Origin of the sequence: Streptomyces sp. YGL11-2 (assembly GCF_050054615.1) — a bacterium.
In the GTDB taxonomy this organism is placed as follows: Bacteria; Actinomycetota; Actinomycetes; order Streptomycetales; family Streptomycetaceae; genus Streptomyces.
This window is the reverse complement of the sequence record NZ_JBNHIN010000044.1, coordinates 30,345-45,181: the sequence shown is the minus strand read 5'-3', so window position 1 is coordinate 45,181 and position 14,837 is coordinate 30,345. Positions and strand designations below refer to the sequence as shown.

Here is a 14,837-nt window from a genome sequence, read left to right as displayed (position 1 = left end):
GCCCGCGGTCTGAGCCGCTTCCCCGGAGTTCCTTCTCGTCGGAGTCGCCGGCATCGGTCAGCGGCAGCGCCTCGGTGAAGGCGATCTGGGCTGGTTCTCACAGCGTGCCGCGCACCTCGCGCACGGCTCAGCCTCGTCGACATCGACATGAAGATGTCCGGTCAGTCCACGGTCGACGGGCCCTTGGGCAAGGCTGTGGACGTCGGCACGCGCCAACGGTGCCGGCTCAGCGGTGGATCGTGAGCAGCGCTGGCACCACGGCTGCGGCTGATACGACCCCTGTCACTGCCAGTGTGATGCGGGCGGGCCGCATCAGGGGCCGCCAGGGCAGCAGTGCGGATAGCAGCACGAGCACGATTCCGGTTCCGTAGAGGACCGGGGCTGCGGTGAGCGGCACGGTCACGCTCGATGGGCAGTTGTCAGGGCCGCACGAGTCGGTGTACATGACGCTGAAGCTGTAGAAGAAGAAGTCGACGAAGAACAGCGGGAAGAGCGCGGAAGCGCCCAACAGCGCTGGCAGCCACCACCGCTGGGCGTGCTGCGGCCTGCCGATTTTGCGTTCATGGCACAGAGCCAAACGCCCTGCCGCAGACGGCGCATCGGCTCAGCTACTCAGAGGCGGGTGAGCGCGTACTCATCGGAGCGCTGAAACGGTCGCGCCGAAGAGGCGCGGGCGCGGTGGGCGCGATCGTTGTACTGCCGGCAGGGTCCCGCAGCGTTTCCGGGGCAGGGCGCGGTCGCCGTTGCGTGAGCTCAGTGAGAGTCAGATCCCTTCCAGGGTAGGAGCCTTGTGGCGTCAGCTGCTGGCCCGTCGTCTATGACGATGCGGGTTACGGGTAGGCAGTCGTCGACGGTTCGACGGTTCGACGGTTTGACAGTCCGACCGAGACGTTCGCCGATCCCCGGCTCTGCGCAGCCGTCGTCGACCGCCTCATCTTCGGCGGTAGCCTCATCGAAACCTGTGCCGAGTCCTACCGCCGTGCCGTCACCCAGGCGCGCGCTGCCGCCCAGGACTCCACCGCAGGCTGAACCCGGCTTGTGAATCAGGTGTCGGGGACCGATGGACGCCGGAACCGCTCGGATTCTGCTGTCGGCAGACCGGCCGGGTGACCGGCCGGGTGGCACACCAGAACCTGCCAGGATGCCTGCATGGGAAGGAACATGGCGGTGCGTCGGCTCGATCTGGGGTATTTCATTCGGCCTGCGTCGGAGACGGGCAGCCCGCACCCGCGGGTCGAGCCCGTGCTCGCTTATCTGGTGCAACATGACCAGGGCCTGATCCTCTTCGACACCGGTATCGGCGACGCGGACCCCGAGACCGAAGCCCACTACCGGCCCCAACGCTGTGGCCTGCAGGATGCCCTGTCCACGGCCGGAGTTGCTCTTGGCGATATCTCTCTTGTCGCGAACTGCCACCTTCACTTCGACCACTGCGGCGGGAATCCTCTCCTGGGCGGCAAGCCCATCGTGGTCCAGGACGTCGAGCTGGCCACTGCCCGCGAGGGCGACTACACCTTCGATGAGCTGATCGATTTCCCCACCGTGGCCTATGAGGAGCTCGCCGGTGAGGCTGAGGTCTGGCCGGGAGTCTGGATCATTCCGACGCCAGGTCACACCCGAGGGCATCAGTCGCTGGTCCTCCGGCAAGGAGACGGCACGGTAGTCCTCGCCGGCCAGGCGCACGACTTCGCTTCCCATTTCGCATCCGATCAGCTGGCTCGCCAAGCGGCACTTCACGGCGTGGAACAGCCGCTTCCCACCTATCCGCACTGGCTGGAGCGACTCGCCGACTTCGACCCACGACGCGTTCTCTTCGCTCACGACTGCTCGGTCTGGGAACCGTCGCAGAGCACCTTCTAGGACAGATTGGGCGACTCCGGGCTGCATCGCCCAAACGTGCACCGGCGTGTTCATCATCAACGTCTGCGGTCACCGGCCGTCCCTGCCGAAGTGGTGTCACTTCTCAGACCTGTGGTCCACTTCTTGTGGTCGCCCTCGCGGTGCGACTGTTGATCTTCGGGTGATGGTGCGTGGGGTCGTTCGAGGATCGTCCGCCGCAGGGTGGTGTGGTCGACAATCCGGCGTACGAGGGGGCTCCGCCGCGGTTCACGTGCCGGATGCGGTGTGTGGCGAGACGTCTTGGGTGGCAGTGTCGTGCACGCGCGATGATGCGCCGGTGCCCGAACTCCTCACCGCCCGGCTTCGGTTGCGGCCCTGGCGCGACAACGACCTTGATCCGCTCGCCGAGATGTACGCGGACCCGGAGGTGATGCGGTACAGCAGCGGCCGTCCACCCTGCGGGCGCAGGGCGGGCCCCGTCCCAAAGCGGTGATTCACTGGCCGGATGAGCACGTTCGATGACTACCTCGCGGACTGGGAGTTCGACGAAGACTGGCGGCCAGTGGTCAACCGGTTGGCGGCCCGCGTTACGAGCTGGCCCAGGGGAGCGTCAGGACCTGAAGACTTTTGTGTGGACTTCCCCGTCGACGTCCTGTGGACGGACGGCCTGCTGGTGTGGACGAGACTCGCGGGTACCTGCCTGGGCGGTCAGATCGACCGTACAGGTCTGCGCTGCGGCACGCTGAACCCGCACAATCCGGGAGACCATCTCGACTGCCGCTTTGTCCTTCTCGGCGCGGGAAGATCCCTTTCTGACCTGACGGACGCCCTTCTGGACTGGGTGGCCGCCCAGGCCGATCGGGCCAACATCCACGGCTGACATCAATGAGTCCGAACACTCACGGATGCGAATGGCCAACGTCGCACCGACTGAAGCCGAAGGAACGGGGGTGGGCAGGCCCGTAGTGGACGCCAGATCGAACATCCGGGCGGACCTCTTTCGCATCCGTGAAGCCATTGTTGCCTTCGTCTTCTGCCTGAGGGGGCTATGGCGCTCAGGTGTCCGCGCTGCAAGGAGTCGAACCAGGTTTTGCATCTGCCGGAGTTCGTGAGGTCGTTGCCGGCGGAGTCGGAGTTGGCTTCGTTTGCTTCGAGTAGCAGCGAATTCTGCCGGTTTGGGTAGCGGCTGAGCGCCCCGCTGCTCGGCGCGATCCGGACAGGATCTGTCGGACGCGCCGTACTGCAGTGGGGCCGGGAGCGGTAGCACAGCGATTGCCGATTACCGACGAGTCCCTTGTCTTCGGCAGGATGGGTGCCATGACTGAGATCCGCACCCCCCGCCTCCTGCTCCGTCGTTGGCATGACGACGACCTCGTGCCCATGGCCGACATCAACGCCGACCCTCGGGTCATGCGCTGGATCGACGACGGCTCGGTGCGCGACCTGGACCACACGGCAGAGGCCATCGAGCGGTGGGAGGAGGAGTGGGATGAGGAGGGCTTCGGGCTCTTCGCCGTCGAGTTGCTGGCCTCGGGGGAACTGGCCGGCTTCACGGGTCTGTACGTTCCTGAGTTCCTGCCGGAGGTAGGGCCTGCCGTGGCGATCAGCTGGCGGCTCGGCTCACAGTTCTGGGGCCAGGGATACGCGTCCGAAGCCGCCCAAGCCACGCTGGAGTTCGCGCTCCAGGACCGTGGCCTTGACCACGTCATCAGCATCAGTCGGGCGGGGGACACTGCCTCCGAGAACGTCATCCGCAAGCTCGGCATGGTGTTGGAGCGCGAGACTTCCCACCCGGTGTACGGCTTTCCGCTGCGCGTTCACACCATCGACCTCACCGAGTACCAGGCGTGAACCAGCCGAGCCCTCGCATCATCGCGGGACAGCCGACTGCTGTCCCGACCTCATTCCGTGACGTTCACGCCGCGGTGAGCGCCGGGGCCGAAGCGACCGATGAGCTGCTGGCCGGATTCCGCAGCCGCTACCGGACCAGTTCCTACCAGGTTCCCCCGGACAAGCCGTAGTGCGCCGAGCGGTCGAAGAAGGCGATCTGCGTTGGCAGTTCCCGGCGGGCAAGATCGAAGGCGGCGAGACGGCCCAGCAGGCCGCGGTCCGGGAGACCTTGGAGGAGGCCGGGTAGACGGTGGAGGCGTTGCAGCTCCTCGGTGAGCGGGTGCACCCGAAGACTGGTCGGCTGATGTCGTACCCGTCGTATCCGTCGTGCAGTGCGGTCTCGGCGAGGCGCACGTCGCCGACGAAAAGCAGCTCGCCGAGGTTGTGTGGGTCGCGCACGGTCGGGTGGAACGTCGCTTGTGCGTCGAGTGCTGTGCCAGATCATTTAGTGATCGTTTATTGAGGCACGGCAGGATGTGAAGTGTCGAGAAGGATCCTTCACAGGGGACGGTATGGCCAAGCTGTATCTGGAGAAGCTCACGTGCGTCACGACTGAGGGCTGGGGCGGCTTCGATGAGCCGAGGCTTGTCGTCCAGGATCGCGGCACTGTGTGGAATGGAACGGTGCTGGGAGATCGGATGTACACCGTCAAGTACGACTGCGACTTCACGGGGACGATTGCCGTCTCTCTCGGGAAGACCGGCGCCTCGGGTGGGGACGGCAGGCTCGGGGAGCAGTGGATTACGGATACGCCTGGTGAGCGCAGTCTGCGCTTCAGGGCGGATGGTGCCGAGTACAGGCTGCTGTACGCGGTGGAGTAGGTAGCTCGACCGGTAGCAGGTAGGACGCTCGCCGGACCCGGTTGGAGTCCTGGTGTGCAGGACGCAAGGCGCCCCCGGCTTTCCGGACGGGGGCTTCTTCGTCTCTGGCGCTGGCGCTGGCTCTGGCCAATCGTCCGGCTCGTCGTCGACGTGCTGAGCCGCATGCGGGCCGCCACGAGGTCGGGGCAGGTGCGGGTGCCCCAGTGGGGGCGTCCGTGGACCTGGTCGACGAGGTCGAGGAGCGTCTTGCGGAGCTCGGTCTCGGTCTGCTATTCGTCGTCGGTGCAGCCAGGCGAGGCGTCGTGGCGGCGCTGGAGCCCGTGGCCTTCGCCGGGCTTGTGGTGGCAGCAGTCCATGGCTTCCGGGAGAAGGTACCGGCCCATCGGGTGATGTGGCGTTAATACGACTGGCGTGGAGGAATGCCTTTCGTCGAATCCACTCCGCCTCGGGGCACTCTCATCACGACCTCACGCGTGTCACGTGTACGCACCGATGCGGCCCGCGATCGGAAAGAGAGGAAGGGCCTGCCATGCGGCGCCATCTCCGGATCCTGACCGTCTCCGCCACCCTCACCCTGCTCACCTTCGGCTTGGCCGCGCCGGCCGAGGCCGGGGGTTCGGGCAGTAAATCCCCGCTCGTGACCGTCCTCACCAGCGTGCCCGTCGTCGGCCACCTCCTTGACGGGCTCAATGGCTGAGCAGCCGAGGGTGAGGACACTCGCCACGGTGCTCGGGCTCACCCTCACCGCCTTCGGCGCCGGCCTTGCAACCGCCGCACCCGCACCCGCTGGTGGCGTCATCGCGGCCCATTCCCCGGCCTTCACCGACGCATGCGCCAACGATCACACAGCCGCGCGGACCACAGGCCGGACAGCCCATGGCACCGGAAGAGCAGAAGACCGCCGCGCCGCTACGCCCGTCGTCAGCGCTCTCAACCGGTGGGGTGGAGCGGATGTTCCACTGCCGGACAGGCATCGTTTCGTCACAAGGGGCAAGATCATCAAACCGTGCTTCCTCGTGACCTCCGATCAATGTACGACCCGCGAGAGAGGACCCCTTCCGGGCGGTCTGTTCTGACGCCCCAACGTCCTTGAAACCCCGCCAACACGCTGCTGCTGGCGCCGGGTTGGTCGATCCACAGTTGTTGGCCGTGAGGGCTGATGGTGAGTCCGTGGCGTGTGATGGCTGGCCGGCCGGCTTGGTCCCCTTGCTGGTGGGCGGTTTCGACTTCGTCCCAGAGGCGTCGTGGCCCGTGCTGGGAGACGCGGAAGCTTTGGATTGCTTGCCGTCGCAGTCGATGGCTGTCCATGAGGTGGCGCGGTCGTCGGCGAGCCAGAGCCGGGTGTGGGCTTCGTGGTGTCGGTCTCCCCGGAGTGCCAGATGTCGGGGGCGCGGATGCCGATGGCGAACTGGGCGTCGAGGTCGTGGCCGGCGACGTCCCAGGGCGACAGGGCGCTGCTGGACTCTGCGGGGACCGGCCCGTCCCTGAGCAGGTCGCGTTCACCTTCGACGTCGGGACGCTGCCCGCGCATGACCGTGTACACGCCGTAGGGGGCTAACGTGCTGGTGCCGGTGCCGGTGCCGGTGCCGGTGCTGGTGGCGGCGGTGGCGGCGGCGGCGGCTCCGAGGGTGAGGGTGTCGTAGGTGAGCGCCGTCGTCGGTGATGACCGTGGCCTGATGACCGCTGGTTGTGAGGTTGGTGCGGGCCTGCTCGGTGACGGTTTCGTCTACCTCGATCGAGGTGACGTGTGCGGCGCCGAGTCGGTGGTTGAGGGGTGCGGCGTGGTAGCCGGTGGTGGTGCCGATTTCGAGGACAGTCTGGCCATCCGCGAGGTCGGCTTGCCGCAGCATGCGGATGACGTTGCTCGGTGCGGATGCCGATGAGGTCGGTTGCTGGAATCCGTCGTCTTCGAAAGTGAGTTGTGTGACGAGGGGCGCGTCGCTGTATGCAGTCTGGCTGGGTGGCTGGGTGGCTGGGTGGCTGGGTGGCTGGGTGGCCGGGTGGCCGGGGCGGTGGCGCGGTCGCGGGGGCTGTATCCGCCGTTGCCGTCGCGGATCCAGAACCGGTCTGGGCGCAACTGGCGCCGCGGCACCCGGCGGAGCGCTTCGGCTCAGTCCGCGGGTACGGGGTCGCCGAGCTGCTTGTCGCGCTCTGCCACGAGTCGTTCAGCCCCGGTGGATTGGGGGGGCACGCGTATGGGGCACTTGTGGTCGGGCTTGTGCGGACGGCCCGCGGCCAGAACCGTCGCGACAGCACGAGCGGTGGCGACGAACCGCGGAAGGGGCGTGGACGTCTTGGCGTTAATCCGTGTGATCCGCAGGTCTGGGCACGTTATCGTCGGCAGCATGAACGTCATGGGCCGAAGCATCACCGCGACCGCGCGAGCGACCAGCTTGCCGGTTGCCGCCGCCTGACGTACGTCCTGCTTCCTACCGGCGACCGGAAACGGTCTGCCGGTGGTTCCGTGGGCGTTCCCGCTCTGGTTCCGGTGATCCTGCGGACCGTCGTCCGGTGCCTCCCCGCTGCGCACGCGAAGGAGCCACCCCGTGAACACCGATCAGATCGTCCGCACGTTCATCGAGTACTTTGAGGAGCGCGGCCACCGCCGGATCACCGGCTCAACGCTGCTGCCGCCGCCCGATGACCCGGTACTGTTCACCACCTCGGGCATGCATCCGCTCACCCCGTACCTGGAGGGGCGCCCCCACCCCCTTGGCAGGCGGCTGGTCAACGTGCAGCGCTGTCTGCGCACCACGGACCTGGAGGAGGTCGGCGATCGCACTCATCTGACCGTCTTCGAGATGCTCGGTACCTGGTCGCTCGGCGACTACGAGGGCCCGCTGAGCCTTGAGTGGGGTCATGGGCTGCTCACCGAGGGGTTCGGCATCGATCCCGGTCTGCTGCATGTCACGGTCTTCGGCGGCGACGACCAGATCGGTCCGGACACCGCTTCCCTGGAGCTGTGGCAGGAGCGCGGGGTGCCGGTGCAGCTCACGGTCGAGGACAACTGGTGGTCCAACGGACCGACCGGCCCGTGCGGTCCCGACTCGGAGATCTTCCTGTGGACCGGTGAGACCCCGCCGGAGTCGACGCCGACGGGTGACGACCGGTGGGTGGAGGTGTGGAACCACGTGATGATGCGTCATCGTCGGCTCAGCGACGGTTCGCTCGTGCCGCTTCCCCAGCGCAGCGTCGACACCGGGCTCGGCCTGGAACGCCTGGCCTGCCTGTTGCAGGGCCGGACGTCGGTGTTCGAGTGCGACGTCTTCGCCCCCTGGCGTCGCGTCGTGCCGGCCCTGTGGCAGCTGGACGAACCGTCACTGCGGCTGGTCTGCGACCACCTGCGCTCGGCCATGGTGGTGATCGGCGACGGGGTGCGTCCGGCCAACACCGGCCGCGGCTACGTGCTGCGCCGGCTGGTGCGACGGGTGCTCACCGTGCTGTGGCGGGACGATCCGTCGCGTGGTCTCGGAGACCTTCCGGACGATTTGGTCCAGCACACCCTCGACCACTTTCGTCAGGACCTGGATCCGAACGTCGTGCGTCTGGTGCTGCTAGATGAGGAGCGCCGGTTCGGCCGACTCCTGGAGCGCGGCCGGCAGGTACTGGCCCGGCCACGGTTCCGGGGCCCGCTGAGCGAGGAGGACTTCCACCACCTCCACGACACCCACGGTCTGCCACGCGACCTCGTCCTGAGCCTGCGGCCACAGTGACGGTCACAGCGCCGGATCCGAACCGTCCGGAGGCGTGACTCACCTGCGTGGGAGGGACACAGAACGGTGGCGGGGGCATGAGGGCGGATCCCCGGTTCCGGTAATCGGGGATCCGCCACACCATTGCGTCATCCACCCCTCAGTGGGAGGGACCATCCGCCACACGCACTCAACTTGCCGGCCGGCGGCAGCCCTGTGGGCCGGGTCGACGGGTGTACGTGTGTCTCGGCTGTAGCTCCTCTGCCTTGAGGCGCTCGTGCAAGACCCTCGTGAGGGCTGGGCGGCACCGGATATGCCGCGTATCGCCTTGTGCCCGTCCGCTGTCGCGTACGCCAACAAGGGCCAATACGAGTCGCGTTCACCCTGCATTCTGTGTGGGCGGCGGCGCAGAGCCGCAGCCCACACAGCGTTTGCCGTGGCCTCGATCGGCTTCCCTGGGGTCCGGACACACCGTGGCTCAGGATCCGCACGGCCACAAGAGGCCCGTGACGCAGACGCTTCGCCATGCCTCGAAGAACCTCTCGCGCTGCTCCTGCGTCTCGAAGCGGCGCTGACCGGCAAGCTGAACCCTCCAGGAGGTGATGTCCGCGTCGCGGAGCCATAGTTCACCAGCCTTCTGGGGTGAGTCCAACTCCAGACGGTTCTCTGCCGATGACTTCCGCTGCAGTCTTGCGCTGGTCCGGGATGAGTTCGCTGATGAACGACAGGACGTGGCCGGCGAGTCCGCCCTCACCGCCCGCGGCGAAGCGAATCATCGGGCCGACATTCGCCCGTGCACGTATCGCTTGATGATCACGCTGTCCCCCCAGGTCCGGGCGCCGTGGCCGGGGCACGCTTCGGTGGTTCAAGCCCTGCCCCTGTGCGTATGCCGGTGAGTCTCCGGCCAGTCCATTGAGCTGCCCCACCCCAGCCGAGGGAATCGCGTCGAGGACTCGGGTGAACGGTGACGTACAGCCCATGCCCGAGGGCGACCAGGAAGTCGTGGTGATCGCAGCGGATCTCCGCGTGGACGCTGCGCAGACTCGCCGCACGGCCGACCCGAAGCAGTGGGTGTCCGATCTGACGCATACACGCGCCTGGTGCACCGGCTACCTGCCGCAGAATCAGTACATGGCCCAGAACCCGGCTCGTCGCGCCGCTGTCCGATGCCCGCCATCGACGTCCTGGCCCGTGAGGGGCGCGGCTGCACCTTCCACGCGATCGACGGTCAGGCTGGTGTCCCGGCAAGCACTGCACCCAGCTATCGCTACTTTCTGCATCTTTCGGTCACTCTGTGTATATTCCCCTCATGGCCTCTCCCAGCGCCGTCCGCCGCATCCTGCTCGCCACCGGCTTTCTGGTGCTTGTGCAAGCGGGGGTCGGCTTGGTCGTCAATCTCTACGTCCTCTATCCGGCTCACTATCCGGGCACTCGGGCGGGGTCCTATCTCATCAGGGCCTATGAGGGCTTCGCCTGGTCGGTCGGGCACGGCACCTTCGCCCTCGCCGTGCACTCCACGCTCGGCCTCGCACTCGTCCTGCTGTCGATCGTCGCGGCAGTGCGCGCCGTGATGCTCCGTCACCGTGCGGTCGCATTCTGGACCGTGCTCGGGACGCTCCTCGTCCTCGGTGCGGCCGTCAACGGTGGGAGCTTCCTCGCTGACGGCAAGATCCTCAACTCACTGCTGATGGCCCTGCTCGCGCTCAGCGCCGAGGTGTGTTTCCAGCTCGCCATCCACCTTCTGCCTTCCGGACGGCACCCCGTCCGCTGACCGCGTTGCCGTCGTGGCCGGCGTACTGCTCACCCGCGGCGGCCAACCGCCCAGGGTGGCGCTGCCGCTCCGTGCGCAGAAGGAGATCGCCCTGCCGGGGGACAGCTCCCGCTTCGACTACGCGAGCCTCGATCCCGACCGCGGGCTGCTGTTCGTCGCCCACCTCGGCGCGAGCCAGGTCATCGAGGTGGATGTGCGCGCGGGCCGCGTCGTACGAACCATCGACGGCCTGCCCGGCGTCCACGGCGTGTTGGTCGTCTCCGCCCTGCACCGGGTGTACGCCACCGCCACCGACGCCAACCAGGTGGTCGCCATCGACGAGGCCACGGGCACCGTCCTGCACCGCAGCCCCACTGGCGACTACCCCGACGGGCTGGCCTACGACCCGGTACACGGCGCGGTGTGGACCACCAACGAATCCGGCGGTTCGGAGACCGTCGTCGACGCCGCCACCGGAGCACCCCGCGGCACCGTCGACCTGGGCGGCGAGGCCGGCAACGTCGGCTACGACCCCACCACCCGGCAGATGCTCGTCGACGTCCAGACCCGCAACGAACTCGCCGTCATCGACCCGACCACCCTCCACATCACCCGCCGCGTCCCCCTGCCCGGCTGCGACCACGACCACGGACTGATCATCGCTCCCACCGACCGGCTGGCCTTTATCGCCTGCGCTGGCAACGCCCGCCTGCTCACCGTCGACCTGACCACCTGCCACATCGCCGGAACCGACCAGGTCGGCGACGATCCCGACGTACTCGCCTACGACCCCGCCGCCCGCCACCTCTTTGTGGCCTCCGAGTCCGGGTGGGTCACCACCGCCGACAACCACGACCGGCACCTCACCATCACCGGCCGCGCTCACCTCACCGACGGCGCTCACGTGGTCGCCGTCGATCCCACCACCCATCTCAGTTACTACCCCGTCCCGCACGACGCCGGCGGACACTCCGCCCTCCTTGTGTACCGGCTCGGACCATGACCCCTGCCACGCCAGCCCCACCACAGCAGCCGATGGCGGTCTCGTGGCCAGGGCCAGGCGCTTGTCGAGCCTGTGCAGCGAAGGTCCGGGACTTCACCATCGAACTCGACTGATCAGCCGGGGCAGGTTTCCTGCGCGCTACGGAGATCGGTGCGCAGACGCGCGGCGCGGGGATGCGCGTGGCGCTGGGCGAGATGCGCGCCCGGATCGAGCCGCTGACGGCGCGCGACATCGCCGAGGCGATCGCCTTCAGCGTCGCGGCCCCGCGCCATGTGAACCTCGCCGAACTGGTCGTGATGCCGGTCCGGCAGGGCTGAGCCCGCACCGCGCGAAATGCGGTGCGGGGAGCCACGGTTCGGCGCGGTACGGTCACGCCGGGGCGCCGACCGTTTCCGCCCAGTCGATGCGGTGGAAGTGGAGCGGGCGGAGCGTGTCCTCCATCTTGGGAAACGTCGGCGCGGCTTCGGCCTTGCCCGCCTTGACCTTGTTGGTGGCGGCGGCGGCCTGGCCGATCATCTCCACGCGCGGGCGGCGCAGCGCCTCGTAGGCGGCGAACGCCTCGGCGGGCGTGGGCAGATCGCGCAGGCAGCGGGCCAGTTCGACAGCGCTCTCGATGGCCAGGGAGGCGCCCTGGCCGGAGCTGGAGGACGGCGCGTGCACCGCGTCGCCGACCAGGACCATGCGACCGCGGTGCCAGTGCGGCACCGACGGCATGCGCTCCATCGGGCCGACCGCCATGAGGTCGTCGGGGCTGGTGTGGTGGAGCAGTTGCTTGCCCGGGAGGTGGTCGGCGTAGAGGTCGCGCAGCCTGGCCAGCCATTCGGCGGCCGGCGTCCGGGCCACCTCGGCCGGGGTCCGCGGGGTGTCGGCGGGCAGTCCGGCGAACCAGATCGGCCGTCCGACCCGGTCCTTCCAGTAGCCGATGAAGGCGCGGCCGAAGGCGAAGTACATGGTGCCGGGTGCCGTCTCGACGCCGCAGTCCGGTGTGGCGTAGCCGCCGAAGCTCAGCACGCCGCCGTACTCCGGGGCGGGCGCCTCGGGGTCGATCGCGGTGCGGACGGCGGAGCGGATGCCGTCGGCGCCGATCAGGATGTCCGCGGTCGCGCTGGTCCCGTCGGCGAAGTGGGCGGTGACGCCGTCCGGTGTCTCCTCGGCGGAGACCAGCCGCTTGCCGTAGGCGAAGCGGATGCCCTCGCCCGTCGCGTGGTCGGTCAGTGCCCGGAACAGCTGGGCGCGGGTCAGCGTCAGGGTGGGCGGCAGTTCGGGGAAGCCGTCGAAGGAGGCGAAGTGGTTTCCGGCGCCGTCCGCCATCACCATGCGGGGGACCGGCCGGCCGATGGCCTGCAGGGCGGTGCCGGCGCCGATGGTCCGCAGCGCCTCCTGGCCGTTGGGCGCCAGGCCCAGCCAGGCGCCGACGCCGTCGGCCGCGGCGGGGTACGCCTCGAAGACCGTCGCCTCGATGCCCGCCTTGCGGAGGGCGAGCGCGGTCACCGGGCCGGCCACTCCGCCGCCGATGATCAGTGCCGTGCGGACGCCGGAGGCGGTGCCGCGGCTGTCGTTGATGCCCATGAGAGGAGACCCCCAGTGATGGTTGCTCGGATGTCGCGTCTGTCGCGGGCTCCATAGTTGCAGTGAATCTAGTTTCAATGCAACTAGTTTCCGCGGTGACTACGATGGCAGGCATGACCGCACCCGTGAAGAGTTCGCCCCTCGCCCTCACCGTGCTCGCGCTGCTGCACTACCGGCCGCTGCATCCGTACGGCCTCCAGCAGCTGATCAAGCAGTGGGGCAAGGAGCGGGTCGTCAACGTCGGCCAGCGGGCCGGGCTCTACCGCACCATCGAGCGGCTGCTGGCCGGCGGACTGATCGCCGTCCGGCAGACCGAGCGCGATCAGCAGTACCCCGAGCGGACGGTCTACGAGGTCACCGACGCGGGCCGGGCTGCCACCCGCGAGTGGCTGGAGCAGATGCTGTCGGTGCCGAAGGAGGAGTTCCCCGTCTTCCCGGCGGCCCTGTCGAACGTGATGCTGCTCGTCCCGGACGAGGCGCTGACGGTGCTGGAGCGGCGCGCGGAGCGGGTCGCCGCCCAGTGCGCCGCCCTGGAGGAGGGCCGGGACGAGGCCGTGGGCGCCGGGGTGCCGCGGGTCGCGCTGATCGAGGACGAGTACACGCTCGCCGTCCTCACCGCCGAGCGGCGCTGGCTCGACGGGGTGATCGGCGAGCTGCGGGACGGCAGCCTGACGTGGTCCCGGGAGCTGCTCGCCGGGTTCCAGGAGCCGTCGGAGCCGGCGTCGTCGGACTGATCGCCGGGCCGGTCCGCCGCCAACTGGGCACCGGGGCGGCCCGGTTGGCGGCGGGGCGCCGGCCGCCGGGTCAGTGCAGTGACGGCCGGCGGATCAGAAACGCCGCGTGTGCCCGGGTCTCCTTGGCCTGCGGGTGGCGGTGGTAGGGGTGCAGCGCGTTGCGGAGCGTGGTGAGGGCCTTTCGGGCGCGGCAGGAGGCGGTGAGCGGGTAGTGGTGGAAGAGCTGCCGGCAGTGGAGGAGGGCCGCCTCCAACTCGCCCGTTGACAGCAGGGTCTGGGCCAGGAGCGCGTGCAGCAGGACCAGGGCCGTGTGGTGGTCGGCGGGCCGGGTGGTGAGGGAGGCTTCGAGCGCGGCCAGGGCACCGGGGCGGTCTCCGAGGGCCAGCAGGACCAGGGCGCGCTGGTAGTGCAGCGCGGTCAGCGGATAGTGGGTGAACGGCCCGGTGCCGCGCGGGGCGGGGTCGTGGTGGCGCTCGGCGGAGAGGAGGTCGGCGAGCGCCAGCCGGCGTCTGCCGTCGATGGCGTGGATGACGGCGCGTCCGGCGTGCAGATACGAGCGGACCGCCCGGGGAGCGGTGGGGCCGGCGGTTTCCAGGGCCTGGTCCGACCACTGCCGGGCATGGCAGGCGTCGTCGAGGTGCAGCGCCGACAGGCTCATGGCGCGCAGGCTGATCGCGTAGGAGGCGCGGTCGCCGGCGCGGTGGGCGAGGTCGAGAGCCGAGTGGTAGTAGAGGTAGCCCACGTTGGTCAGGCAGGCGTCGATGGTCATGGCCCCGAGCAGGTGGGTGAGTTGTGCGGCGCCGCGCAGCAGCCGTCGGGGGAGGCCGCCGCCGGAGTGGGGGATCGCCAGGAGGCGGGCGACGTCGTCGGCGAGGTAGGTCGCCAGCGCCGAGCGCGCGTGGGCGCCGCCGTATCGCTCGGTCAGGGTGGCGAAGACGACCGCCATGTGGTCGAGACGGTCGTCGGACAGGGCGGTGAGCGCCGGCTCGGCAGGCACGGTGTCCGGGGTGCCGGCGCTGCCGCCCGGTGCGGGCCATCCGCGGGCCGGGACCGGGCGGGTGGTGACGAGTTCGCGGTTGAGGACGGCCCGGTGGGCGGGGTCGATATCCGTACGGCACAGGGTGACGAGCCGTTCTATGGGGTCGGCGGTGGTCAGCATGGTCTCCCGCAGTGACTCGTCCGAAGGGCTGTGCACCAGTCCGGTTTCGGCCACGGTCACCGTCCGGGCGATCCGCCGGGTGAGGACCTGCGCCACCAGGTCGGGGACCGGGGGTCTGGGGCGGGAGCCGTTGAGCCAGTGCGCGACCGACGTGCGGTCATAACGCAGCCGCACACCGTGCTTGGTGCCCAGGGCGTTGACCGCGCGGGCCAGTTCACCGGCGCTCCAGTCCGCTTCCGTCAGTAGTTCGGCAAGGTGCTCATTGGGTCGGTGACGAGCCATGTCTTCCTCCTGGCTCTCCGACCTCACCGCCCCGCGCCGTGTGGCCGTTTCAACGCGTTCACGCATCAAGGTCCGCTTTCGCTTCGCGCACGGCCCCT

General features: G+C 68.9%; 17 protein-coding genes and 2 pseudogenes. 14 read left to right on the top strand and 5 right to left on the bottom strand.

The genetic code is table 11. From position 1 onward, the window contains the following. Positions 1-226: 226 nt before the first annotated feature. A complete protein-coding gene (locus ACO1BR_RS33785) occupies positions 227-508 on the bottom strand; it encodes a hypothetical protein (RefSeq protein WP_426798912.1) in 282 nt (93 codons plus the stop codon). A gap of 362 nt (positions 509-870) precedes the next feature. Between ACO1BR_RS33785 and ACO1BR_RS33780 the strand changes: the two are divergent. The 9 genes and pseudogenes from ACO1BR_RS33780 to ACO1BR_RS33740 all read left to right on the top strand — a co-directional run. Further along, positions 871-1,029 (top strand): annotated as a pseudogene (locus ACO1BR_RS33780) (IS21-like element helper ATPase IstB); the annotation flags it as partial. 120 nt (positions 1,030-1,149) lie between these two features. Beyond that, the gene (locus tag ACO1BR_RS33775; RefSeq protein ID WP_426798911.1) at positions 1,150-1,860 is read left to right on the top strand and encodes an N-acyl homoserine lactonase family protein; all 711 of its coding nucleotides are present in this window, start codon (positions 1,150-1,152) and stop codon (positions 1,858-1,860) included. 163 nt (positions 1,861-2,023) lie between these two features. After that, positions 2,024-2,332 (top strand): GNAT family N-acetyltransferase, encoded by a 309-nt coding sequence (locus tag ACO1BR_RS33770; RefSeq protein WP_426798940.1) that lies wholly within the window; start codon positions 2,024-2,026, stop codon positions 2,330-2,332. A 12-nt stretch (positions 2,333-2,344) separates the two neighbouring features. Then, positions 2,345-2,719 (top strand): hypothetical protein, encoded by a 375-nt coding sequence (locus ACO1BR_RS33765; RefSeq protein WP_426798910.1) that lies wholly within the window; start codon positions 2,345-2,347, stop codon positions 2,717-2,719. Between the two features lie 437 nt (positions 2,720-3,156). Then, positions 3,157-3,690 (top strand): GNAT family N-acetyltransferase, encoded by a 534-nt coding sequence (locus tag ACO1BR_RS33760; protein WP_426798909.1) that lies wholly within the window; start codon positions 3,157-3,159, stop codon positions 3,688-3,690. A gap of 115 nt (positions 3,691-3,805) precedes the next feature. Beyond that, positions 3,806-4,137, top strand: a pseudogene (locus tag ACO1BR_RS33755) (NUDIX hydrolase); the annotation flags it as partial. A 104-nt stretch (positions 4,138-4,241) separates the two neighbouring features. After that, positions 4,242-4,550, top strand: coding sequence for a hypothetical protein (locus ACO1BR_RS33750; protein WP_426798908.1), 309 nt, complete (start codon positions 4,242-4,244; stop codon positions 4,548-4,550). Positions 4,551-4,765: 215 nt separating this feature from the next. Then, the gene (locus ACO1BR_RS33745; RefSeq protein WP_426798907.1) at positions 4,766-4,951 is read left to right on the top strand and encodes a hypothetical protein; all 186 of its coding nucleotides are present in this window, start codon (positions 4,766-4,768) and stop codon (positions 4,949-4,951) included. Positions 4,952-5,079: 128 nt separating this feature from the next. Continuing rightward, positions 5,080-5,247 (top strand): hypothetical protein, encoded by a 168-nt coding sequence (locus ACO1BR_RS33740; protein WP_426798906.1) that lies wholly within the window; start codon positions 5,080-5,082, stop codon positions 5,245-5,247. Positions 5,248-6,049: 802 nt separating this feature from the next. Here ACO1BR_RS33740 and ACO1BR_RS33735 read toward each other — a convergent pair. Beyond that, positions 6,050-6,586 carry a methyltransferase domain-containing protein gene (locus tag ACO1BR_RS33735; RefSeq protein WP_426798939.1) on the bottom strand — a complete coding sequence of 179 codons (537 nt, stop codon included), beginning with the start codon at positions 6,584-6,586 and terminating at the stop codon, positions 6,050-6,052. Between the two features lie 510 nt (positions 6,587-7,096). Here ACO1BR_RS33735 and ACO1BR_RS33730 point away from each other — a divergent pair. Beyond that, positions 7,097-8,263, top strand: a complete 1,167-nt coding sequence (locus ACO1BR_RS33730; RefSeq protein WP_426798905.1) for an alanine--tRNA ligase-related protein — start codon at positions 7,097-7,099, stop codon at positions 8,261-8,263. Positions 8,264-8,868: 605 nt separating this feature from the next. Here the strand turns inward: ACO1BR_RS33730 and ACO1BR_RS33725 are convergent. Then, positions 8,869-9,018: a hypothetical protein gene (locus tag ACO1BR_RS33725; RefSeq protein ID WP_426798904.1), complete on the bottom strand. Its 150-nt coding sequence runs from the start codon at positions 9,016-9,018 to the stop codon at positions 8,869-8,871. A gap of 533 nt (positions 9,019-9,551) precedes the next feature. Here ACO1BR_RS33725 and ACO1BR_RS33720 point away from each other — a divergent pair. The 3 genes from ACO1BR_RS33720 (at position 9,552) to ACO1BR_RS33710 (ending at position 11,312) form a co-directional block, all read left to right on the top strand. Further along, positions 9,552-10,013, top strand: coding sequence for a hypothetical protein (locus tag ACO1BR_RS33720; protein ID WP_426798903.1), 462 nt, complete (start codon positions 9,552-9,554; stop codon positions 10,011-10,013). Between the two features lie 13 nt (positions 10,014-10,026). Continuing rightward, positions 10,027-10,995 carry a hypothetical protein gene (locus ACO1BR_RS33715; protein ID WP_426798902.1) on the top strand — a complete coding sequence of 323 codons (969 nt, stop codon included), beginning with the start codon at positions 10,027-10,029 and terminating at the stop codon, positions 10,993-10,995. 173 nt (positions 10,996-11,168) lie between these two features. Next, on the top strand, positions 11,169-11,312 hold the full coding sequence (locus tag ACO1BR_RS33710; protein ID WP_426798901.1) for a hypothetical protein: 144 nt from the start codon (positions 11,169-11,171) through the stop codon (positions 11,310-11,312). A gap of 52 nt (positions 11,313-11,364) precedes the next feature. Here ACO1BR_RS33710 and ACO1BR_RS33705 read toward each other — a convergent pair whose 3' ends face one another. Continuing rightward, positions 11,365-12,564, bottom strand: coding sequence for an FAD-dependent monooxygenase (locus tag ACO1BR_RS33705; RefSeq protein ID WP_426798900.1), 1,200 nt, complete (start codon positions 12,562-12,564; stop codon positions 11,365-11,367). 113 nt (positions 12,565-12,677) lie between these two features. Between ACO1BR_RS33705 and ACO1BR_RS33700 the strand changes: the two genes are divergently transcribed. Further along, complete coding sequence (locus ACO1BR_RS33700; protein ID WP_426798899.1) at positions 12,678-13,298, top strand: PadR family transcriptional regulator; 621 nt, start codon at positions 12,678-12,680, stop codon at positions 13,296-13,298. A gap of 70 nt (positions 13,299-13,368) precedes the next feature. Here the strand turns inward: ACO1BR_RS33700 and ACO1BR_RS33695 are convergent, their stop codons facing one another. Beyond that, on the bottom strand, positions 13,369-14,739 hold the full coding sequence (locus ACO1BR_RS33695; protein ID WP_426798898.1) for a hypothetical protein: 1,371 nt from the start codon (positions 14,737-14,739) through the stop codon (positions 13,369-13,371). Between the last annotated feature and the right edge of the window lie 98 nt (positions 14,740-14,837).

What these genes read in the sequence shown, in the direction of transcription:
- ACO1BR_RS33765 (WP_426798910.1), top strand. Translation starts at nt 2,345, where the DNA reads ATGAGCACGTTCGATGACTACCTCGCGGACTGGGAGTTCGACGAAGAC.
- ACO1BR_RS33760 (WP_426798909.1), top strand. Translation starts at nt 3,157, where the DNA reads ATGACTGAGATCCGCACCCCCCGCCTCCTGCTCCGTCGTTGGCATGAC.
- ACO1BR_RS33775 (WP_426798911.1), top strand. Translation starts at nt 1,150, where the DNA reads ATGGGAAGGAACATGGCGGTGCGTCGGCTCGATCTGGGGTATTTCATT.
- ACO1BR_RS33695 (WP_426798898.1), bottom strand. Translation starts at nt 14,739, where the DNA reads ATGGCTCGTCACCGACCCAATGAGCACCTTGCCGAACTACTGACGGAA.
- ACO1BR_RS33720 (WP_426798903.1), top strand. Translation starts at nt 9,552, where the DNA reads ATGGCCTCTCCCAGCGCCGTCCGCCGCATCCTGCTCGCCACCGGCTTT.
- ACO1BR_RS33705 (WP_426798900.1), bottom strand. Translation starts at nt 12,564, where the DNA reads ATGGGCATCAACGACAGCCGCGGCACCGCCTCCGGCGTCCGCACGGCA.
- ACO1BR_RS33725 (WP_426798904.1), bottom strand. Translation starts at nt 9,018, where the DNA reads ATGATTCGCTTCGCCGCGGGCGGTGAGGGCGGACTCGCCGGCCACGTC.
- ACO1BR_RS33740 (WP_426798906.1), top strand. Translation starts at nt 5,080, where the DNA reads ATGCGGCGCCATCTCCGGATCCTGACCGTCTCCGCCACCCTCACCCTG.
- ACO1BR_RS33710 (WP_426798901.1), top strand. Translation starts at nt 11,169, where the DNA reads ATGCGCGTGGCGCTGGGCGAGATGCGCGCCCGGATCGAGCCGCTGACG.
- ACO1BR_RS33700 (WP_426798899.1), top strand. Translation starts at nt 12,678, where the DNA reads ATGACCGCACCCGTGAAGAGTTCGCCCCTCGCCCTCACCGTGCTCGCG.
- ACO1BR_RS33750 (WP_426798908.1), top strand. Translation starts at nt 4,242, where the DNA reads ATGGCCAAGCTGTATCTGGAGAAGCTCACGTGCGTCACGACTGAGGGC.
- ACO1BR_RS33770 (WP_426798940.1), top strand. Translation starts at nt 2,024, where the DNA reads ATGGTGCGTGGGGTCGTTCGAGGATCGTCCGCCGCAGGGTGGTGTGGT.